This is a genomic window from Alteromonas salexigens (assembly GCF_025628895.1).
GTDB classification, from domain to species: Bacteria; Pseudomonadota; Gammaproteobacteria; order Enterobacterales; family Alteromonadaceae; genus Alteromonas; species Alteromonas salexigens.
Genome location: NZ_JAOTJC010000002.1, coordinates 1 through 20,647 on the forward strand (window position 1 = coordinate 1; position 20,647 = coordinate 20,647).

Below are 20,647 nucleotides of genomic sequence, written 5' to 3' on the forward strand. Positions count from 1 at the left end.
GGTATGGATTTAAAACACCTTGGGAGATGAAGAATGATTATGCGTGATCAATGTTGCACTTGGGAGTTGATACTAAGTGCCATTGCTAAATTTTACCTTTTCTGCCAATAAAGGAGACCAAGGAATGAATAGTGGACGACTGTCTTTGCTATCTTCAATCTCTAGCTTTGCTACTTCGTGCCCCAAGCATTGGAGTATTTCTATATCAATTATTTTCCCCAATTCGACTGACCTAAAATGTCTAGACCGCCCGAACAACAAATTATCTCCATCTATCCTAGCAGAGCATGATAGAAACTTATTTTCAAAAGGAACTGCTCCAATTGCATATTCCGACTGATAAAAATATGAATTTTTGATGCTTTTTCCGAAACAGTCTAAGAATTTTGAGTGATGTCGCCTATAGCGATATATTCTCAAAAAGAACGTAACTCCAACAGCCAAGAAAGATAGAAAAACTGATAACCACAGATTTACGCCCATAAAAACTAAGCCAACTAGTACACAAAAAGCAGGCAATACGAAAAGGGCCAATGAATGCGCGACTCTTTTGTGTTTGGGGAAATTTATGTCCATTACATCCTTATGGCATATAACACCCGCATAACGGGCAAAAATACGTAGGCTACAATACCAAGCGAAGCGAGGGAGCCTACGTATTTTTGTCCCCAGCGAGCGCAGCGAGTGTTAATGCGTTTGTTAGGTGGAAAAGTAAACACAACCTAGGGTTGGATTAGCAGTGAATTGCCGCATTTTTTACACCGAAGCTCTACATACATTAAAAGTTTGGTGTAAATACCACAGACCGAAGCGACAATGCCTGCAATGAACACCTGCAAGATTGAAGGAGCAAAGAGCACTAAGGACAAAAATGCAATGGCATAAAAGATTAGTGCAATTGAAAGAAGCGCATTCCATATGTTTTTTGAAAAGACATATTCCGCCTCGTTGTAACAAAGCAAACAGCAAGCGATATCTTTTTTCTTCAATCCAAAGGTAAACATTCCAGTTTCACCTAACAATTTACTAGATCCCCAACCGGTCTGATTCCCAAAACCGAAACGGGGTTTTTAGTTTTTATAATAACCAGAGATTACGCGATAATTCCCCAATACGAAAGTGAAAAACCATCGTGGGGCTTTCTGCTCATGAACTAAAAACACCAAAACGCCTGAATAATTTTGGTGGTGTACTTTGCTCATGGTGAGTACCGAAACCCGGCCAACGGTCAGTATTTTTCGAAAAACTTTGCCGGTAGGCTGCTTTTTATTTTCCACCGCCTATGAAATCTAAGTTTATCGCTGCTCTCTATGAATACATGATTATGAAGCGCTATGCCAAGCGCACTATTGAGACCTATCTCACCTGGATAGCCGATTACATTCGCTTTCATAATCTAACCCACCCTGAGCAGCTAAACGCGACACACGTAGAAGCTTACTTAACCCATCTGGCCATTCGGCGGAAGGCCGCGGCATCTACTCAGGCCACCGCATTGAATGCGTTGGTGTTTCTGTACGCCAAGTATCTGGAGCAACCGCTGCCGCAGGAAATGAATTTTATTAATAGCGGGCGCGAGCGTAAATTACCAGTGGTGCTTACTCAGCAAGAGGTGAAAGCGTTGTTGGGGCGTGTTAGCCAGCAACATTACCTGGCCGTTGCCATGCTGTATGGCAGTGGACTCAGGCTCATGGAGTGTGTGCGACTGCGCGTGGGGGATATCGATTTCGATTATAAATGCGTACGCATCTGGTTCGGTAAAGGCGGCAAGCATCGGGTAGCCACCTTGTCAGAGTCGCTTATTCCGCTGCTGGAAACCCATATTACAAAAGCCACTGAGTTACTGGAGCGCGATGTGCAGGTACCCGCATTCGCCGGTGCCTGGCTACCTGACGGCCTGCGCAAAAAATACCAGGCCCGTAACCGTAAACTGGAATGGCAGTACCTGTTCCCTTCGCACAAGCTGAGTATCGATCCCGAAAGTAATCAGTTGCGCCGCCATCATATCGACGAAAAGCAAATCCAGCGGGCAGTGCGCCGGGCGGCCAATGATGCCGGTATTATCAAGCATGTAACGCCGCATACTCTGCGCCACTCCTTTGCCACCCACTTGCTACAGTCCGGTGCCGATATCCGTACCGTGCAGGATCAGCTCGGGCATGCCGATGTACGCACAACCCAAATTTATACTCACATACTGCAACAGGGCGCGCACGGGGTGGTCAGCCCATTATCGAATCTTACTCTTTAGATGGCTTGGAGATTAGTATTAACCCTATTCGTTACCGGCCCCGTTATACCGTCAATTTCTTACTACAAAGGGCAAATTAATTTTTGCTGCATTGACTTCTGAAACCCATAAGTAGTTGCCAACCCGAAGGTCAACGGTCACGTAGCCATGATTTCCTGCTCGCATGTGTTCCAACCCGCCCAGAAAATTCACCGGAGCCGGAGCGCGCAACCCACCAACGTTAGTCCAATCCATCCAGAAATAAAGTCTTTCCAAATCGGGAGTAGACCCCAGTTGGGCCAGATTGAGGTCATAGGGCATAAATCCATCGGGATCTTCGTCAATGTTTATGCGGAATGTATACTTACCCGGCGGAATTTCGCGGGGGCCGGTTACCCCTGAATTTGTGACTGTTAAGGTATAATCTGCTTTCGGAGGCGATTTAATTAATGGTGATGAGCCCACCTCTATTTGCTTAAGCATGCCCATGGCCGTGTGCCATTTACCATCTGGCGCCTTTACGTAACATTCAACCAGATATGTTCCTGGTCGCTGAATATTGAATGTCGCACTGGAAGTGCGGCCAGGTGATAATAAACCAACCCCTCCTACCCATGTCATCTGCAGGCCCCATTCGGGAATATTTTGTTCAAAAAAAGGTCCAATATCCGATTTTGATAATTCACCACCGCGTAAACTTTCCATTAACGTTTCGAAGACAGGGACAACATGCTCAAGTTGGTCTTCGATAGTTTTACCGTCCGCCAAACGATACATAGCTACGAAGTGTACTTGATTACCCTTATTGGAAAATGAGAAGGTGTTCCAGCCCATCGATAAGCTATCTGGTGCTTGAATTTCGTATTCTGTGGTGATGATGGGCACTACATCACCATGTTGTGGGTTGGCAAGGGCGTGGCGACTGGTAAGGGTAAACACCATTAGAAATAACCCAAACACTCCTCCTTTGATCAGGCGTAGCGCGTTCATGGCAGGCTCCGTAACAGGATTGCTTCATATATATGCGAATAAGCCTAGTCTAAACGCATGGGATATCAACTTGCCTAAAGGCAATAAAAAAGGGCCCGCAGGCCCTTTTCCTCATCGCGAGCGGTTTACACGCGCTCGAAGATAGTGGCAATACCCTGACCCAGACCAATACACATGGTGGCCAGACCAACGTTCTTATCGTTGGACTCCATCAGGTTAAGCAGGGTGGTACTGATACGCGCTCCAGAGCAACCCAGTGGATGACCCAGTGCAATAGCACCGCCATTCAGGTTCACTTTTTCGTCGTATTTGTCCAGCCAGCCCAGCTGTTTAATGCATGACAGCGCCTGCGCAGCGAAGGCTTCATTAAACTCGGCCAGTTCAATGTCGTCCATGGTCATACCCGCGCGCTTAAGTGCTTTCTGGGTGGCCGGTACCGGCCCCTGACCCATAATCGCCGCGTCACAGCCAGACACGCCCATCGCACGGATGCGCGCCCGCGGCGTCAGACCCAGGGCTTTGGCCTTATCGGCAGACATCAGCAGCATGGCCGAAGCACCGTCAGAAATGGCAGACGAGGTGCCCGCCGTCACGGTACCGTTTACCGGGTCGAATACCGGGCGCAGCGATGCCATGGTCTCTACTGTGCTTTCCGGGCGGATCACTTCGTCATGATCGACCATTTTCAGCACGCCGTCGGCATCGTGACCTTCCACCGGCACAATTTCATTGTCCCAGCGGCCTTCCAGATGTGCTTGGTGCGCACGCTGGTGTGAGCGGGCGCCGAACTCATCCTGCATTTCACGGCTGATGCCATTCTGGCGGCCCAGCAATTCGGCGGTCATGCCCATATTGCCCGACGCCTTGGCGGTGTATTTCGCCAGCGCAGGATGGAAGTCTACGTTGAACGTCATGGGCACGTGGCCCATGTGCTCCACACCACCAATCATGAACACATCACCGTTGCCGGTCATAATGCCCTTGGCCGCATCGTGCAGGGCCTGCATGCTTGAGCCACACAGGCGGTTAACGGTAACGGCACTGGTGCTGCGCGGGATGTCGGTCAGCAGCTGAGCGTTCCGGGCAATGTTGAAGCCCTGTTCTTTGGTCTGTTGTACACAGCCCCAGATGATGTCTTCAATCTCAGTAGGGTCTAAATTCGGATTACGCGCCAACAGCGCGCTCATCAGATGGGCTGACAGCGTTTCAGCGCGCACGTTACGGAATACCCCACCTTTGGAGCGCCCCATCGGGGTTCGAATGCAATCGATTACTACGACGTCTTTCATGTTCAGTCTCCTTTGGGGTTATGCGAAGTAAGATTTACCGTCGGCGGCCATTTGGCGCACGCCGTCTGTTACCTGGTAAATCGGTCCTAAGTGAGCGTATTTGTCAGCCATTTCAACAAAGTTCGCTAACCCAATTGTTTCTATCCAGCGGAAAATGCCCCCACGGAACGGCGGGAAGCCTAAACCGTACAGCAGCGCCATGTCGGCTTCCGAGGCACTGTCTACAATGCCTTCTTCCAGACAACGAATGGCTTCGTTGGCCATGGGCACCATCAGGCGGGCAATAATTTCGTCTTTGTCAAAATCACGGCTGTCAGCCACATGCGATTGCATCAGACCATATGCATCCTGCGAGGCTTCTTTGGTGGGACGACCGCGCTTGTCGGTGCCGTATTCGTAAAAGCCTTTGCCGTTTTTCTGGCCCAATCGCTCAGCGTTAAACTGAATAGTGACCGGATCGTTGCCAATTTTCTGCATCCGCTCTGGTATACCGTCGGCCATTACACCGGCGGCGTGATCCGCAGTGTCCATGCCGACGACATCAAGCAGGTAGGCAGGGCCCATTGGCCAGCCGAAGTCTTTTTCCATCACTTTGTCCACTTTCGCAAAGTCGGCACCGTCGAGTACCAGCTTGCTGAAACCGGCGAAGTAAGGGAATAGCACGCGGTTAACCAGGAACCCCGGGCAATCGTTCACGACAATCGGGGTCTTGCCCATTTTCAGCGTGGCCGCAACCACTGCCTTGATGGTAGCGTCTGAGGTTTTTTCGCCACGGATAATTTCAACCAGCGGCATACGGTGAACCGGGTTGAAGAAATGCATGCCACAGAAGCGCTCGGGGTGCTTCAGGTTACCGGCCAGCTGATCGATGGAAATCGTTGAAGTGTTTGAGCAGATAATGGCATCGTCGGCCACCGTCTCTTCCACTTCTTTTAGCACCATGCCTTTCACTTTCGGATTTTCTACCACAGCTTCAATGACCAGGTCGGCATCTTTCAGCGTGGAATATTCCAGTGTGGGAGTAATCGCATTAAGGGTGGAGGCCATTTTCGTCGCGTCGACTTTGCCGCGCTGCATGCCTTTACCCAGAATTTTCGCGGCTTCCTTGAGACCCAAATCCAGGGCATCGCGGTTAATGTCTTTCATGACCACAGGTTGGCCTTTAGACGCCGCCTGATAAGCAATACCGCCGCCCATAATGCCTGCGCCCAGCACGGCGGTCAGGTTGATGGCTTTGTCAGAGGCCTTCGCCTGCTTCTTTCCTTTGCCTTTCACCAGTTGGTCAGACAGGAAAATACCAATTTGTGCTTTGGCCGCATCGGTTTTGGCCAGTTTCACGAAGCCTTCATTTTCCAGCTTCAGCGCACCGTCGCGATCCAGTCCCGCAGCATTCTTCACGGTTTCCACCATCATGTGCGGCGCCGGGTAGTGCTTACCGGCTTTGGCAGCAACCATAGCCTGTGCGGTAGAGAAACTCATGGTGGCTTCGTTTTTATTCAGTGACAAAGGCGCTTTTTTCGCTGTGCGACGCTTTTCCCTGTCAATTTTGCCGGCGGCAGCATCTTTCAGCATAGCCAGTGCAGCGTCACGCAATTTATCGGGCGCGACTACAGCATCCACGGCACCTTCCTGCAGCGCCTGCGGGCCTTTGCGATCTTTACCGGTGGTCATCCACTCCAGTGCATTGTCAGAACCAATCAGACGTGGCAGACGCACCGTGCCACCGAAGCCAGGCATTAGCCCCAGCTTCACTTCTGGCAGACCAATCGACGCCGACGTATCGGCTACCCGTAAGTCACAAGCCAGGGTCATCTCACACCCGCCACCCAGTGCAAAGCCGTTCACGGCAGCAATGGTAGGGAAGGGTAAGTCTTCAAAGCGGTCGAAAACCTGGGAGGTTTTGCCTACCCAGCTAAGGATTTCGTCATCGTTCTTGCTGAATAAGTCGGTAAATTCGGTGATGTCGGCGCCCACAATGAATGCAGACTTGCCACTGCGTACCAGAACGCCTTTCACATCGTCGCGGCCTTTCAGTGCCTGAGTGGCTTCATCCAGCTCGCTTACGGTCTGGCGGTCGAATTTGTTAACCGAACCGGCGGCATCAAACACCAGCTCTGCAAATCCGTCGTCAAGCAGGCTGACGGTCAGACTCTTGCCTTCGTATATCATTATCATCTCCTTTGGCATTGGCCAGGGTGCCAGCACGTATTGCCCGGTGTTGGGTACAAGGTGGAAAGCACGGCATTTCGCCGCCTCATCTCTCCCCGGTTATCTGTGCTGACGCGTTAGGGTGGATTGATTCTTGTCAAAGCCACACGAAATTTCAATGAAAAATTCAAACAACTGTTTAATTTACGCAAAAGATGGCGGCTTGTGAACATAATTCAAGCTCGAATTCATCCAGCTACCTAGTATAATGGTAGTTACTCATGGTGATAGCCAATCCTTACAATAACAAACCACCATATAGAGCACAGCGGAAGGCAAGAGGTTCCGTCAGCAAACTCGGAACGCACACGTTACACTTTTTGTGCAGGTGTCCTTCGGCAGTGAGTTGGCTGCGAGGCGGTACGAAAGTCGCATGCATTTCACCCGCATGCTCAGAAGTTATCAGGAATTCTCGGGTAGGATGGCAATAATGGAAGTAGAGGTAAAACAAGCAGGATATATCCGTCGCACAGGCGGGTGGTTAGTAATGTTATGTTTGGTGGTCGCCGGTCTGGCCGACGCTGCCCCGTTGTTACCGCAAGACGGCAAAGATGCCCAGCGCGAGGCGTTTGTAAGCCTGGAAAAGGCCATTCATACCACCCCAACCAGCAAGTTTCCCCAGTTAAACAGTCAGTTTGAGGCGCTGGAAGGGTACCCCCTGTACCCCTATTTGGTGCGCCAACGGCTGTTACGCCAGCTGAACATTCGTCAGCGCAACGAAGTGGAGCAGTTTTTATCGGCTTACGATGGCGACCCCTTCGTTTATAGTTTCCGCCGGCGCTGGCTGCAATACCTGGCCGAAAAAGGCCATAAAGAGGCATTTCTTGCCAGCTACCGCGACAATATGGGCGCAGCAATTACCTGCCAGTATCTGGAATATCAGCTGGAAGAAGCCACCAATCCGGTGTATTGGCTGTCCAAAGTGGATGACATCTGGTTATCCGGGCAATCTCAGCCAAATGAGTGCGACGATTTGTTTGCACGGTGGCGCGAGCAGGGCCTGATGACCGATGAAAAACTGCTTACCCGTATTCGTAAAGCGGCAACGGGCGGCAATGTCCGGTTGGTGCCCTACCTGCAAAAGCGGCTGGCTGACGAAAATTATTACTTAGCCGATCTATGGGAGCAGGTTCGCCGGGCACCGCGGACCGCGCTCAAAAAGTCCCGGTTTCCGCTGACTAACAAAGCTGAAGAGGCCCGCATTCTGGCCTACGCGCTGGAACGGCTGGCGTGGCAGTCGGCAGATGACGCCGTGAAAGGGTATTTCTTGTGGCAGCCGAAAGGTGTTTTCAATGCTGACCAGCTGACAGACATTCACCGCGCCATTGCGTTGAGTATGGCCATTGATAATCACCCTGATGCCCGGGAATGGTTGATGAAAGCCGACGCGCCTGGCGCCGATGAAGACGTCAAACGCTGGCACGTGGCGTATCTGCTGCGCCAGCAACAGTGGCAGCAGGTGCTCACAGTCATCGGCAATGCGCCAGACTCGCGCCAGGACGAAGACAACTTTCAGTACTGGCGGGCGCGCAGCTTTGATGCTTTAGGCATGCCTCAGCAGGCCTCGTATTTTTACGAAACGCTGGCCGGGGAGCGCAGTTTCTACGGCTTCTTGGCCAGTGCTAAACTGGCCAAGAAGCCCTCATTAATGCACCGTCCCACCCCACGGGATCCTAACGCCATTGCCGAAATCAGAAATCAGCCGGCGGCGAAACGTGCCTATGAGTTCTTGCAGTTAGGCAGACTCATTGACGCCCGTCGGGAATGGCGCCACCTGCTGTTAAATCTGGACAGCAGCCGGGTAAAAGATGCGGCTATCCTGGCCAGCGAGTGGGGCTGGTACGATCAGGCCATTGTCAGTTTTGCCCGCAGCGGTTACTGGGATGATGTGGAACGGCGCTTCCCGCTGGCCTACGAGCCGGAGTTTTCCTCTGTCGGCAAGACATATAACGTGCCCCGCGCCTTTGCCATGGCGATTGCCCGCCGGGAAAGCTCGTTTATGTCAGATGCAGTCTCACCGGCAGGTGCTACCGGCCTAATGCAGCTTATGCCGGGCACTGCACAGTATATTGCCGAGCAACGGGTTAACCGCAAAACCCTGTTTGAACCTGACAAAAATCTCGACTTCGGGGTGCAATATTTGCGCTACCTGATGGATAAGTTGGATGACAACCCGGTGCTGGTGTCGGCTTCCTACAACGCGGGCTGGCGACGGGTGCTGAAATGGTTGCCGGAAAAGCAGGCATTGCCCACCGACATCTGGATTGAAAATATCCCGTACCGGGAGACTCGCCATTATGTGAAAGCGGTGCTGGCGTACCGGTATATCTATGAGCAGCAACTTGGCGAACCCTCGGAACTGTTCAATGAGCTGGCCACCCGTCCTATTCCGGCTGCCACCTCCATCGTCGAGAGCCAGTCTACCGGACAGTTGCAGCTGGCACCGCAATAACCAGCACCCGGCCTGTTCGGGCCGGTGCGTCAGCAGATCCTTCCATTTGCTAATGCTGAGAGTGGCGGCTGGCGGGACCATACGTCACTTTTACCGCCAGATGTGTTACCCTGTTGGGCGTTTTTAAACGGAAATTGTGTGCTACAGGGTGCGACCCGGCCTACTCGGCCAAGGGCACTTCGAGGCACAGTTTCTTGCAGGCACCGGGCATGTGCACCGGGCGTACTTGGTAACTAAGCAACGAGGTTTTATGACTGACCACACCGCAACCTATCAGGCTCACATTGAAGAGTTGCAGTCGCGTACACGCGAAGCCCTGCAACGGGAAGGACTGGACGGCCTGGTGATCCACTCAGGGCAGGGTAAACGACTGTTTCTGGATGATAACCACTACCCGTTTAAGGTAAACCCGCAGTTCAAAGCCTGGTTACCGGTGGTAGACAACCCAAACTGCTGGCTGGTGGTAAACGGGGTTGATAAGCCGAAGTTGATTTTCTACCGGCCGGTGGACTTCTGGCATAAAGTACCGCCTGAGCCAAACGATTTCTGGACTGACTGCTTCGACATTGTGCTGCTTAAGCAGGCCGATGCGGTGGAAAAACACCTGCCGTACGACAAGAAGCGGCTGGCTTATATTGGTGAGTACATCGAAGTTGCCCGTGCGCTGGGCTTCGAGAATGTGAACCCCGATCGGGTGCTGCATTACCTCCATTATCAGCGGGCGTATAAAACCGATTACGAGCTGGATTGCCTGCGCGAAGCGAATAAGCTGGCGGTCGCTGGTCATCGTGCCGCGGCGGAAGCCTTCCGCAACGGTGACAGCGAGTTTGATATTAACCTGGCCTACGCCAAAGCGGCCCGGCAGGGTGACAACGACGTGCCGTACACCAGCATAGTGGCACTCAACGAGCACGCCTCTATTTTGCATTATATGCAGTGTGACAAGGTGGCGCCTGAACAAAACCGTTCGTTCCTGATTGATGCCGGTGCGACCTATCATGGCTACGCGGCCGATATTACCCGTACCTATGCCATGGAAGATAATCACTTTGCAGAGCTTATTCGCGCGGTGGATAAAGTCACCGTCACCTTAGGTGAAGCGCTGAAGCCGGGTGTCGCGTACACCGACATTCACATTCTGGCTCACGATGGCATTGCCCAGATTCTGCATGACACTGGCATTGTGAATTTACCGGCACAGGAAATCGTGGAGCAGGGGATCACCCGCACCTTCTTCCCGCACGGTATTGGCCACTTCCTTGGCCTACAGGTGCATGATGTGGGCGGACTGGTTAATGATGATCGCGGTACCCCGAAACCGGCACCGGAAGACCATCCGTTCCTGCGTTGCACTCGGGTGGTTGAGCCCCGTCAGGTATTTACCATTGAACCTGGGTTGTACTTCATCGATAGCCTGCTGGCCGACCTGAAGGCCACCCCGGCATCTAAATACATTAACTGGGAAACGGTCGACAAGTACCGCCCTTATGGCGGAATTCGCATTGAAGATGACATTATTGTGCATCGCGACCGCAATGAGAATATGACCCGGGACCTGGGGCTGGAATAAGCATTAGGAAGGTGAGGGCAACGCCCTCACCTTTACTGTTATTGCACCGACGCCTGTAAGCTCTGCTTAACCTCAGGCAGATACTCGCCGCCATGCACTATCTGAATGCTGGCATCGTCAAAATCATCTCCTATCGGTTGAACCCGTCCACCCAGACACTCACCCAGAAACGATTCTGCCACTGCGAAAAATGACAGCCGGTTTTCTGGTTTCTGAAAGCCATGGCCTTCATCGGGGTAGAGTACATACGTGACCGGAATATCCCGCTCTTTCATGGCTGTCACTATCTGGTCTGATTCAGCCTGCTTCACCCGTGGATCATTGGCGCCCTGCGCAATCAGCAATGGACGCTGTATGTTATCTACGTGGGTCAGTGGCGAACGCTCTTTCAGCATCGCCAGCCCTTCCTCGGTATTGGGGTCACCAATAGCATTGTGGAAAACGGTACGAAAACTTTCCCAGTATGGCGGGATGGACTCAAGTAATGTGACCAAATTAGACGGTCCCACAATATCCACCCCGCAACTAAAGGTGGTCGGCGTAAACGTCATGCCGACCAGTGTGGCGTAACCGCCAAAGCTGCCACCCATAATGGCTACCTCGTCAGCGCGGGTAATTCCCTTGGCTATCGCCCAGTCTTTAGCATCCAGAATGTCGTTGTGTATGGCACGAGCCCATTCGTGGTTGCCGGCATTCAAAAAGGCTTTACCGAATCCGGTAGACGACCGGAAATTTACCTGTAGCACGGCGTAGCCACGGTTACTCAGCCACTGAGCTATGGCGTCATATCCGAAGCTGTCGCGTCCCCACGGGCCACCATGCACCAGCATTACCAGTGGCGCCGGATGCTCTGCTTTGCCATCCTGGTCAGGGTCGGCGGTGAGTGGCAGGGTGAGGTAACTGACCAATTCAAGCCCATCGCGGGCCGGGATCACCACTCCCTGCATTTGCGCAAGCTGATGGTTGTCGAGTTGGGGCTGAGTAACAAACAGTTGATCGAGTGTGCCGGTTTGCGTGTCATAGATTTTGTAGACCGGCGAGCGATCACTCTCGTCGACATACACAGTCCAGTACCGGTTATCCAGCGTTTGCGCGAGCACTTCGGTGCCGCCGCTCACCTTTTCATTCAGCTGCTGAATCATGGCTGCATAGCGGCGCTCAACCGGGTGAAAAACAGGTTGAATGTAATCCAGCACATACGCTACCGGAGCATGGGTTTGCGGGTGCATCAGTACACCGGTAACGTCTACTTTGTCGCTCTGCGCAATCACCGTGGGGGTGTCCTGGCCGAGGGGGAGGTGGACTAATGCAGCGGTATCACGGTTGCGGCTGTCGAGCATATACACGCCCGTATTGTCGGCATCAAAGCCAAGAATCTTTGTGGTCAGTACATCGGGCTGGGGAATGGACAACCAGGTTTTCCACTGCCCGTTGTGCTGAGACAATATTTCGGTACTGCCGTTGTCCAGCGCCCGCATAGCCAGCCGGACATTCAGGTTATGATCGGCATAGAACTCAGCCACGCCAGGGTTTTCTGCCTCAAGCGTGCGCTTGCCGGTGGCAAGATCAACGCGATAGGCATCATGCCATCGGGCATCACGATCATTCATACCCACCAGCACCACCCCGGGAACCGTACGGCTCTGGCTGATAAGCTGCGCCTGCACGCCTGCATAGGGAGTTAAGTCGGTAATCTTTCCGCTGTTGAGATGCACACTGTACAAATGCCAGTTCTCATCGCCGTCCTGATCCTGCATGTACAGGACATGTTCGCTGTCCAGCGCCCAGAAATGACTAGGCACGCCCCGATTGCCATCATGGGTAACTGGTTCGGCGCTATTAAAATTGTCACGGTCGCCTACCCAAATTTCCATCACCCCGTTTACAGGGGCACGAAAGCTCATTTTCGTTCCATCAGGACTCAGCCGGCCCTGATAGCGGGTGGGGTTGCCGAACAATACATCACGCTCAATGAGCGGGGGGGGTGTTATGTCGTTGGTACTGGTTAGCCGATTATTGTCACTGGCACAGCCAGTGAGCATGGCAGTAAATACCGTGAGTAAGAATAAATAAAATAGTTGTTTCATGGGGTGGCCCTCAATGTTGAATAACAAGGGCCAATACGGCATGAGTGAACTCGTTGTCCCTAACTCGTCGCCTGAAAAATATAGCACAAAATGAAAATTTCACCGCAAATCTGAGGTGTTGATGCAGAGGGCATGGCCGGGCAGGGCTAGAGAGGGTTTAGAGGGTAAATTGTTGGTATTGAAAACTGGAAGCGGGCACCGTTATGGACGGTGCCATCCGATTAATTGGTGCGTGCTACCGACAGGTGGGCAAGACTGATAAGGGCTTGTTTGTAAGGAGAGTCGGTAATCGGCGCCAGGGCTTCAATGGCCATGGTCACTTCTTCATTTGCCCGAGCCGTGGTGTATTCAATGGCGCCGGTATCCGCCATAATGCCCTGAATGCGTTTTAAGTGCGCCAGGCCGTCGCTGTTTTCAATGGCACTGCGGATAAGCGTACGATCAGCCTCGTTGTCAGCATGCCACATGGCGTGTAACAACGGCAGCGTTGGCTTACCCTCTGCAAGGTCATCCCCGGCATTCTTACCCATGTCATCACTGTCAGCGGTGTAATCCATAATATCGTCGGCCAGCTGGAACGCGGTGCCTAAATGCTTACCGTACTCCTGCATGGCGCGTTCAATGTCTTCGTTCTGCTCGGTGAGGACCGCAGCCAGCTGCGTAGCGGCTTCGAACAGGCGCGCAGTTTTACCGTATATCACGTCGAAATAGCGGGTTTCCGTGGTATCGGGGTCGTTGCAGTTCATCAGCTGCAGCACTTCGCCCTCGGCGATCTGGTTAGTGGCTTCTGACAAAATATCCATTACCCGCATACGCTGCAGGCTCACCATCATCTGAAAAGAGCGGGTATACAGAAAATCACCTACCAGCACCGATGCCTGATTGCCAAAGATAGCGTTGGCGGTTTCTCTGCCGCGACGCAGGGTAGACTCGTCTACCACATCATCGTGCAGCAACGTGGCGGTATGAATAAACTCAATAATCGCCGCCAGCGTGTGGTGCTGTGTATTGTTAATACCCATAGCCCGGGCGGCCAGAACTGTCAGTAACGGGCGCAGGCGCTTACCACCACTGTTAACGATGTAAAATCCGAGTTGGTTTATTAATGCAACGTCAGAATCAACTTGTTGTTGAATCAGGGCATTCACCGCTTGCATGTCGTCATGAGTCAGCGAACGGATCTGGTCTAAGTCCATAGGCGAGGGTAACTTTTCAGTCTGGCTATTGTTGACGCTGATTGTACCTGAAACAGTGCGACTATCCACCTGATTGACCCATAAAACACCTCACTTACCTTATTTATCTGTCTGCGAATGGCTACGTTAGTAGTTGACCGTTTGCGGCAATGCCAGACAAGCGGCGCAGTAGAGTACGCAGCCACCGCTCCCCGGATCGCTTGGGATCATTCCGTGATCACACCGGTGGCTGCGGAGTGTGGCGTGTTTTTGAACTAGCCGGGAGGGCAAAGTATCAGTATAATGATCAGCAGTTTACCGAATCGCCCGGTGAGATATATCGATATGAGAACTGACTTTTCAGGCCCCTCGTGACGAAATTCTCACAACGGGTGAAAAATAATCGGTTTTTATGGTTTTCAGGGTTGTGATCCCCGGATGTTTCACGTACAATTCGCGCCCTGTTTTTTGAATTGAAGCGCCAAGTGGCGCAGAGCGGAGTTTAGTATGTACGCGGTTTTCCAAAGTGGCGGTAAACAACACCGTGTGGCCGAAGGCCAAACCGTTCGTCTTGAAAAAATCGAAGTCGCACCAGGCGAATCGGTTGAATTCGACAAAGTATTAATGGTTAGCAACGGTGACGATGTAAAAATCGGCACGCCTATCGTTGCAGGTGGTAAAGTGACAGCAGAAGTGATTACTCACGGTCGTGGCGATAAAGTAAAAATCGTTAAGTTCCGTCGTCGTAAGCACTCTCGTTCACAAATGGGTCATCGTCAGTGGTTCACTGAAGTGAAGATCACTGGCATTAACGCATAATAGGAGCACGAACACATGGCACATAAAAAAGCTGGTGGTAGTACCAAAAACGGTCGCGATTCCGAAAGTAAACGCCTTGGTGTGAAGCGCTTCGGTGGTGAGTCTGTGCTTGCGGGTAACATCATTGTTCGCCAACGTGGTACGCGTTTCCACGCCGGTGACAACATGGGTATCGGCAAAGACCACACCTTGTTCGCACTGAAAGACGGTAAAGTCCAGTTCGACGTGAAAGGGGCTAAAAATCGTAAGTACGTGAGCATCGTAGCTGAGTAAGCGCGAAAGCACTCACCGAACAGGTTTTGAAAAAACCCCGCACTCGCGGGGTTTTTTGTTTTTGTACAATGGCTCGCACCGCCGGTACTGGCACGATTACCAGAAACGGCCTAAAACCTTGTGCTCACATCGGGCCAATGGTGTAAAATATATGCATACCCCTTAAATAATTCGCAGGCACAGGCAGTGTCGTGCAGGTCATGTGGTGAAAACACCAGGTCACCAGATGAATTGGGTATGACTCATGCGCCGGCGCGGTCGGCAACAAACTCACAGTCATTATGACGCGGAGCGATAGATGAAATTTGTAGATGAAGCTGAAATTCGTGTTGAAGCTGGCGACGGCGGCAACGGCGTAGTTGGCTTTAGGCGAGAAAAATACATTCCGAAAGGGGGCCCTGATGGCGGCGACGGCGGTGATGGCGGTGACGTCTACCTGCAAGCCGATGAAAACCTCAATACCCTGATCGACTATCGCTTCGAACGCTTCCACCGCGCAGAGCGTGGTAAGAATGGCCAGGGTAGCGACTGTACAGGCCGTGCTGGTGCTGATCTGACGTTAAGCGTGCCAGTAGGCACCCGGGCGACCGACGTGGAAACCGGCGAAGTACTGGGCGACTTAACCCGTCACGGGCAAAAAATGAAGGTCGCACAAGGTGGTTTTCACGGTCTGGGCAACGCGCGCTTTAAAAGCAGTACTAACCGTGCTCCTCGCCAGAAGACCAATGGCACACCCGGTGAAATCCGAAATCTGAAGCTTGAACTGATGCTGTTGGCGGATGTTGGCTTGCTGGGGATGCCAAATGCCGGTAAATCGACCTTCATTCGTTCGGTATCGGCGGCTAAACCTAAAGTGGCAGATTATCCGTTTACGACGTTAGTGCCTAACCTTGGCGTAGTAAGACAAACGGCGCAACGCAGCTTCGTGGTAGCCGACATACCCGGTCTTATCGAAGGCGCGGCCGAAGGTGCAGGCCTGGGGATCCAGTTCCTTAAACACCTTGAACGCTGCCGCATATTGCTGCATATAGTCGACTTGTTGCCGGCCGATCAAAGCGACCCGGCTGACAATGCCAAAGCCATCACTGCTGAACTTGAAAAATACAGCCCCAAGCTGGCTGGCAAGCCGCGCTGGCTGGTTTTCAACAAAGTAGATTTGCTGCTTGAAGACGAAGTAGAAGAAAGAATTCAGCACGTGGTAGCAGCACTGAACTGGGAAGGCCCGGTTTATCAAATCTCTGCATTCCAGAAGATAGGGTTAGATCCCTTGTGTAATGAAATCATGACCTTCCTGGAGAACATGCCCGCTGAAGAGGCAGACGAGCAGGAAGAAGGCAATGTAGACTTCAAATGGGATACCAGCCCGCAACAGCCCATCGAAAACACCGAAGACTTCGATGATGACGACGATGACTGGGATGAAGACGATTACGACGTTGAAGTAGAATACCGGAAGTAAACAGGGAGACATCATGCGCATTGCGATGATTGCCGCTATGGCAGCCAACCGGGTTATTGGTGCAAATAATGAAATGCCCTGGCATCTGCCAGCGGATTTGAAGCACTTCAAGTCGGTGACCATGGGGAAACCGGTTATCATGGGGCGCAAAACGTATGAGTCTATCGGCAGGGCGCTGCCCGGCCGCACTAATATCGTCATCACCCGCCAGCCTGATTACCAGCTGGCGGATGCGCAGATAGTAAGTGATCCGGACAAGGCGCTCACTCTGGCTGAGCGCACCGAGACTGATGAAGTGATGATCATTGGTGGCGGCACCATCTATGAGGCGTTTATGCCTTACACCGATACCCTGTACCTCACTCACATCGAGGCTAATGTTGAGGGCGACACCCGTTTCCCCGACTATGAAGCCGTTGGCCAGTGGCGGGAAGTCGCCAGTGAGCACCGGGCGGCAGATGAGCGTAATGAGTACGCCTGTCGCTTTGTGACGTTAAAACGCTTATAGCCGTTAAGTTCAGGATAAACACATGCATAAGGAAATGGTGTTGGTTGGCGTGCTGGTGTTGGCCGGCTGCAGCGCTACCCCTCAGCAATTGGTCTACGAAACGGTAGAAAATGCAGCTCAGAAACAACGTGACGACATGGAGGGGGTTGGCAACATTACCCCCGCCCGTAGCGACCGAAGTAACGGCGAGTATCTTACCGTAGGTTTTATTCAGGCCGCGCTCAATGCGCTGTTCGGTAACCGCGAGAGTTAAGCCATCGGCACGGGTGCGCCCGTCAAAATTCACATGTAAAAAAGCCGCGACGACCGCGGCTCAGTAAAGGTAGTAAGCAGGTTCCATTTACACAGTTTCCCGCCCGCGCTCATCTAAGCGCGTGCAGTTAACCGCGTGAGTGTAAAACCGGTTAGCCGTTCATTCTGGCAAACAGGTTTTCCAGCGTCAGTCCCTGATGACCCAGCGTGTCGCGCAGACGTCGCAGCGCTTCCACCTGGATTTGTCTCACCCGCTCCCGGGTCAGGCCAATTTCCGCACCCACATCTTCCAGTGTGGACGGCTCATAACCCATCAGGCCAAACCGGCGAGCCAGTACTTCCCGTTGTTTAGGGTTGAGATCTTTCAGCCATTTTACAATATTGCATTTAATGTCGGAGTCCTGCAGGTTTTCTTCCGGGCCGTACTCTTTTTCATCGGCCAGAATATCCAGCAGCGCCTTGTCGTTCTCCCCGCCAATTGGCGTGTCCACCGACGTAATACGCTCATTCAGTCGCAGCATACGGCTAACGTCTTCTACCGGCTTCTCCAGCGCGTCTGCAATTTCCTCGGCAGTGGGCTCGTGGTCCAGTTTCTGGGACAATTCACGGGCGGCACGCAGATAAATATTCAGCTCTTTTACGACATGGATGGGCAGACGAATGGTACGTGTCTGATTCATAATCGCCCGCTCGATGGTTTGCCGGATCCACCAGGTTGCATAGGTAGAAAACCGGAACCCGCGTTCGGGGTCGAATTTTTCAACGGCCCGGATCAGGCCAAGGTTGCCTTCTTCAATGAGGTCAAGGAGTGCCAGACCGCGATTGTTGTAACGGCGGGCAATTTTTACCACCAGGCGCAAGTTACTGACTATCATGCGCTTGCGGGAGGCTTCACAGCCGCGTAGTGCCCGACGTGCAAAATACACTTCTTCTTCTGCGGTCAGGAGTGGCGAGTAGCCTATCTCACCCAGATACAGCTGGGTGGCGTCGAGGTTCTTGGGAAGTTCCTCGGGGGTTACGACGATGTCCTCGTTATCGGTTTCAGCGTCTTCGTTAAGGGTTTCGCCAGCTTTCAATTGGGCTGACATTTCCATTTCATCTAACTCATCGCGAGATTTTGGTTCGATTACAGCATTTTTAATATGACCCACAACTGCATCTCCTGCTTAATTGGTTACCTTATGACGTTATCTCCTTTCATTTCTTATTATTGTTTATTGTTATGTTAGCGTTGTGCTGGCAGATACCGCAGTGGATCTAATGACTTGCCACGATATCTCACTTCAAAATGAAGCCTTACCGAATCTGTTCCGCTATTTCCCATGGTGGCAATTTGCTGACCGGCGGTCACCCATTGCTGTTCTTTCACGGCGACGCTGTCGTTGTGCGCGTATGCACTTAAGAAGGTGTCGGTATGTTTTATTATGATTAGATTTCCGTACCCTCTCAGCGCATTGCCGGAGTAGACTACTTTCCCATCGGCGGCAGCCAGAATTGCTGTGCCTCTGGCGGCCTGAATATCTATACCTTTATTGCCGGATTCCTGCTTACTAAACGTTGCTACCAACTTTCCGGTGGTCGGCCACACCCAGCGTTCTACCTTGCTCGGGAAGCCCTTTGTCGACCGTTTTTTGACGCTTTTAGACGGCTTTTTGGCACGTTTAAGTGGCTGGCTATTAACAATTTTTTCACTTTCACCATACGCCTGCTCTTTTGGCCGGTCAACAGTATTTGTATATACTTTAGTCGTGGTCTGACCTGTTTTTTTAGGGGCTGAACTTGCTTTTTTAGCAATTTTCGGTGGCGGGGTCACTCGCAGGGTCTGGCCCGGATAGATCGGGTACGGCGGGCTGAGGTTGTTATACCGTGCAATATCGCGGTAATCGCTGCCGGTGTACCAGGCAATGGCGTACAGGGTGTCGCCTTTTTGCACCTGATAGGTACTGTCGGTATAGCCCTGGTCTTCTTCAGGCTGGCTATCCAGAATAACCACGGGCGCGGGCGGTGTGCTACCGCACCCGTTCAGAGCCAGTAAGGCCAGTAAAATACTGGTGTATGCGACGCCTCCTGCGAACTTCATGGTCAGGCCTTTATCTGAGTAACAGGTAGGCCAGTATCGCCAACGCCACCACCAGCCAGCCGAGCACTTCCACATACTGGCGAAGCTTAGCTTCCATAGCAGAGCCGCCCCATCGCATCAGACCGGCCACTAAAAAGAACCGCGCACCGCGGCCCACCGCAGAGGCCAGCACGAAGGGCAGAAAGGCCATTTGCAAAAAGCCGGCGCTGATAGTGAACACTTTATAGGGAATAGGTGAGAAGCCCGCCAGGAATATCACCCACACGCCATACTCGGTGAACCAGTGCATGGCCTGATCCAGCTTGGGCTGGTAGCCCGCCGACACAATCAGCGGCTGCAACCAGGCCTCAAAGGCGAAATAGCCCAACACGTACCCGGCAATACCGCCCAGCACTGAGGTCAGCGTAGTCAGCAGCGCAAAATACCACGCGCGGGAGGGCTGAGAGAGCGCCATGGGCGCCAGCATGACATCCGGGGGAATAGGGAAGAACATGGACTCAGCAAAACTGAGACCGCCCAGGTAGCGGCTGGCATGTCGGTGGCGGGACCAACGGATAGCCATGTCGTAGCAAGGCTGGAAAATTTTCACATCAGGTCTCCTGCAACCAGCGGTACGAAGCGCACGGCTTCTACGGTTTCGGTGATAAGCTCGCCGTCGGTGCGGTCGATACACAGCAATGATTGTTGTTCATCCCCCACCGGAATGACCAGGCGCCCACCTTCTTTTAGCTGATCGCACAGATCCTGCGGCAGACTGCTGGCCGCTGCGGTCACGATAATGGCATCGTACAGCCCTTTCGAGGGCCAGCCTTTCCAGCCGTCGCCATGCTTCATCGCAATATTGTGCAAATCAAGCTGGTTCATGCGTCGTTTGGCCTGAAACTGCAAAGTTTTTATGCGCTCTACTGAGAACACCTTATCAAACAACTGGGCCAGAATAGCGGTCTGATAGCCCGAGCCTGTACCAATTTCCAGTACCCGTTGCGGCGGGTTGGGCGCACCCAGCAGTAACTCTGTCATCTTCGCGACTATATAGGGCTGGGAGATGGTCTGCCCCTGGCCAATCGGCAGGGCGGTATTCTGATACGCCTTGTGCTTAAGGGCGTCAGGTAAAAAGGCGTCACGGGGTGTGCCAGCAATGGCGTTCAGCACATTCTGGTTTCTTATCCCTTCCGCATACAATAGCTCTGCCAAAGCCTGGCCTTTTCTCGATGTTCTCATGGTTTTTTATCGTTTTCCTTATTAAACCCAGTCG

Annotated in this window: 17 protein-coding genes; 8 read left to right on the top strand and 9 right to left on the bottom strand. The window is 52.5% G+C overall.

What is annotated here, in order from left to right; translation table 11 throughout:
- Positions 1 to 1,282: 1,282 nt before the first annotated feature.
- Positions 1,283 to 2,251 carry an integron integrase gene (locus OCL06_RS00010; protein ID WP_262991670.1) on the top strand — a complete coding sequence of 323 codons (969 nt, stop codon included), beginning with the start codon at positions 1,283 to 1,285 and terminating at the stop codon, positions 2,249 to 2,251.
- Between the two features lie 51 nt (positions 2,252 to 2,302).
- Here OCL06_RS00010 and OCL06_RS00015 read toward each other — a convergent pair whose 3' ends face one another.
- From OCL06_RS00015 to fadB, 3 genes are all read right to left on the bottom strand, one after another.
- The gene (locus tag OCL06_RS00015; protein ID WP_262991671.1) at positions 2,303 to 3,220 is read right to left on the bottom strand and encodes a cupredoxin domain-containing protein; all 918 of its coding nucleotides are present in this window, start codon (positions 3,218 to 3,220) and stop codon (positions 2,303 to 2,305) included.
- A gap of 125 nt (positions 3,221 to 3,345) precedes the next feature.
- Positions 3,346 to 4,509: an acetyl-CoA C-acyltransferase FadA gene (gene fadA, locus OCL06_RS00020; protein ID WP_262991672.1), complete on the bottom strand. Its 1,164-nt coding sequence runs from the start codon at positions 4,507 to 4,509 to the stop codon at positions 3,346 to 3,348.
- 18 nt (positions 4,510 to 4,527) lie between these two features.
- The gene (fadB, locus tag OCL06_RS00025) at positions 4,528 to 6,678 is read right to left on the bottom strand and encodes a fatty acid oxidation complex subunit alpha FadB (RefSeq protein WP_262991673.1); all 2,151 of its coding nucleotides are present in this window, start codon (positions 6,676 to 6,678) and stop codon (positions 4,528 to 4,530) included.
- 469 nt (positions 6,679 to 7,147) lie between these two features.
- Here fadB and OCL06_RS00030 point away from each other — a divergent pair, with 469 nt between their 5' ends.
- Positions 7,148 to 9,169 carry a transglycosylase SLT domain-containing protein gene (locus OCL06_RS00030; RefSeq protein WP_262991674.1) on the top strand — a complete coding sequence of 674 codons (2,022 nt, stop codon included), beginning with the start codon at positions 7,148 to 7,150 and terminating at the stop codon, positions 9,167 to 9,169.
- A gap of 250 nt (positions 9,170 to 9,419) precedes the next feature.
- On the top strand, positions 9,420 to 10,739 hold the full coding sequence (gene pepQ / locus OCL06_RS00035) for a Xaa-Pro dipeptidase (protein ID WP_262991675.1): 1,320 nt from the start codon (positions 9,420 to 9,422) through the stop codon (positions 10,737 to 10,739).
- 38 nt (positions 10,740 to 10,777) lie between these two features.
- Here pepQ and OCL06_RS00040 read toward each other — a convergent pair whose 3' ends face one another.
- Both OCL06_RS00040 and ispB read right to left on the bottom strand, forming a co-directional pair.
- Entirely contained in the window at positions 10,778 to 12,826 is a 2,049-nt protein-coding gene (locus tag OCL06_RS00040; protein WP_262991676.1) for a S9 family peptidase, read from the bottom strand.
- 221 nt (positions 12,827 to 13,047) lie between these two features.
- A complete protein-coding gene (ispB, locus tag OCL06_RS00045) occupies positions 13,048 to 14,022 on the bottom strand; it encodes an octaprenyl diphosphate synthase (protein ID WP_262991870.1) in 975 nt (324 codons plus the stop codon).
- A 486-nt stretch (positions 14,023 to 14,508) separates the two neighbouring features.
- On the opposite strand from ispB, the gene rplU reads away from it, so the two are divergent.
- From rplU to OCL06_RS00070, 5 genes are all read left to right on the top strand, one after another.
- Positions 14,509 to 14,820, top strand: coding sequence for a 50S ribosomal protein L21 (gene rplU / locus OCL06_RS00050; RefSeq protein ID WP_262991677.1), 312 nt, complete (start codon positions 14,509 to 14,511; stop codon positions 14,818 to 14,820).
- A gap of 15 nt (positions 14,821 to 14,835) precedes the next feature.
- Positions 14,836 to 15,093 carry a 50S ribosomal protein L27 gene (gene rpmA / locus OCL06_RS00055; protein ID WP_262991678.1) on the top strand — a complete coding sequence of 86 codons (258 nt, stop codon included), beginning with the start codon at positions 14,836 to 14,838 and terminating at the stop codon, positions 15,091 to 15,093.
- A 298-nt stretch (positions 15,094 to 15,391) separates the two neighbouring features.
- Complete coding sequence (cgtA, locus tag OCL06_RS00060) at positions 15,392 to 16,552, top strand: Obg family GTPase CgtA (RefSeq protein ID WP_262991679.1); 1,161 nt, start codon at positions 15,392 to 15,394, stop codon at positions 16,550 to 16,552.
- Between the two features lie 13 nt (positions 16,553 to 16,565).
- Positions 16,566 to 17,060: a type 3 dihydrofolate reductase gene (folA, locus tag OCL06_RS00065; RefSeq protein WP_262991680.1), complete on the top strand. Its 495-nt coding sequence runs from the start codon at positions 16,566 to 16,568 to the stop codon at positions 17,058 to 17,060.
- Between the two features lie 22 nt (positions 17,061 to 17,082).
- A complete protein-coding gene (locus OCL06_RS00070) occupies positions 17,083 to 17,313 on the top strand; it encodes a hypothetical protein (protein WP_262991681.1) in 231 nt (76 codons plus the stop codon).
- A gap of 151 nt (positions 17,314 to 17,464) precedes the next feature.
- On the opposite strand, the gene rpoS is transcribed toward OCL06_RS00070, so the two are convergent.
- The 4 genes from rpoS to OCL06_RS00090 all read right to left on the bottom strand — a co-directional run bounded on the left by rpoS (position 17,465) and on the right by OCL06_RS00090 (position 20,613).
- Positions 17,465 to 18,406 carry an RNA polymerase sigma factor RpoS gene (rpoS, locus tag OCL06_RS00075; protein WP_373318419.1) on the bottom strand — a complete coding sequence of 314 codons (942 nt, stop codon included), beginning with the start codon at positions 18,404 to 18,406 and terminating at the stop codon, positions 17,465 to 17,467.
- Between the two features lie 131 nt (positions 18,407 to 18,537).
- Positions 18,538 to 19,392, bottom strand: a complete 855-nt coding sequence (locus tag OCL06_RS00080; RefSeq protein WP_262991682.1) for a peptidoglycan DD-metalloendopeptidase family protein — start codon at positions 19,390 to 19,392, stop codon at positions 18,538 to 18,540.
- Positions 19,393 to 19,402: 10 nt separating this feature from the next.
- Positions 19,403 to 19,981: a YqaA family protein gene (locus OCL06_RS00085; RefSeq protein ID WP_262991683.1), complete on the bottom strand. Its 579-nt coding sequence runs from the start codon at positions 19,979 to 19,981 to the stop codon at positions 19,403 to 19,405.
- Positions 19,978 to 20,613 carry a protein-L-isoaspartate(D-aspartate) O-methyltransferase gene (locus OCL06_RS00090; protein ID WP_262991684.1) on the bottom strand — a complete coding sequence of 212 codons (636 nt, stop codon included), beginning with the start codon at positions 20,611 to 20,613 and terminating at the stop codon, positions 19,978 to 19,980. The genes OCL06_RS00085 and OCL06_RS00090 overlap by 4 nt, the downstream gene beginning before the upstream one ends.
- Between the last annotated feature and the right edge of the window lie 34 nt (positions 20,614 to 20,647).

Excerpts from the sequence above, each read along its gene's own strand:
- folA (WP_262991680.1), top strand. The coding sequence starts at position 16,566 with ATGCGCATTGCGATGATTGCCGCTATGGCAGCCAACCGGGTTATTGGT.
- fadA (WP_262991672.1), bottom strand. The coding sequence starts at position 4,509 with ATGAAAGACGTCGTAGTAATCGATTGCATTCGAACCCCGATGGGGCGC.
- rpmA (WP_262991678.1), top strand. The coding sequence starts at position 14,836 with ATGGCACATAAAAAAGCTGGTGGTAGTACCAAAAACGGTCGCGATTCC.
- fadB (WP_262991673.1), bottom strand. The coding sequence starts at position 6,678 with ATGATATACGAAGGCAAGAGTCTGACCGTCAGCCTGCTTGACGACGGA.
- OCL06_RS00070 (WP_262991681.1), top strand. The coding sequence starts at position 17,083 with ATGCATAAGGAAATGGTGTTGGTTGGCGTGCTGGTGTTGGCCGGCTGC.
- cgtA (WP_262991679.1), top strand. The coding sequence starts at position 15,392 with ATGAAATTTGTAGATGAAGCTGAAATTCGTGTTGAAGCTGGCGACGGC.
- OCL06_RS00015 (WP_262991671.1), bottom strand. The coding sequence starts at position 3,220 with ATGAACGCGCTACGCCTGATCAAAGGAGGAGTGTTTGGGTTATTTCTA.
- OCL06_RS00010 (WP_262991670.1), top strand. The coding sequence starts at position 1,283 with ATGAAATCTAAGTTTATCGCTGCTCTCTATGAATACATGATTATGAAG.
- rpoS (WP_373318419.1), bottom strand. The coding sequence starts at position 18,406 with ATGGAAATGTCAGCCCAATTGAAAGCTGGCGAAACCCTTAACGAAGAC.
- OCL06_RS00040 (WP_262991676.1), bottom strand. The coding sequence starts at position 12,826 with ATGAAACAACTATTTTATTTATTCTTACTCACGGTATTTACTGCCATG.
- rplU (WP_262991677.1), top strand. The coding sequence starts at position 14,509 with ATGTACGCGGTTTTCCAAAGTGGCGGTAAACAACACCGTGTGGCCGAA.
- ispB (WP_262991870.1), bottom strand. The coding sequence starts at position 14,022 with ATGGACTTAGACCAGATCCGTTCGCTGACTCATGACGACATGCAAGCG.
- OCL06_RS00030 (WP_262991674.1), top strand. The coding sequence starts at position 7,148 with ATGGAAGTAGAGGTAAAACAAGCAGGATATATCCGTCGCACAGGCGGG.
- pepQ (WP_262991675.1), top strand. The coding sequence starts at position 9,420 with ATGACTGACCACACCGCAACCTATCAGGCTCACATTGAAGAGTTGCAG.
- OCL06_RS00080 (WP_262991682.1), bottom strand. The coding sequence starts at position 19,392 with ATGAAGTTCGCAGGAGGCGTCGCATACACCAGTATTTTACTGGCCTTA.
- OCL06_RS00090 (WP_262991684.1), bottom strand. The coding sequence starts at position 20,613 with ATGAGAACATCGAGAAAAGGCCAGGCTTTGGCAGAGCTATTGTATGCG.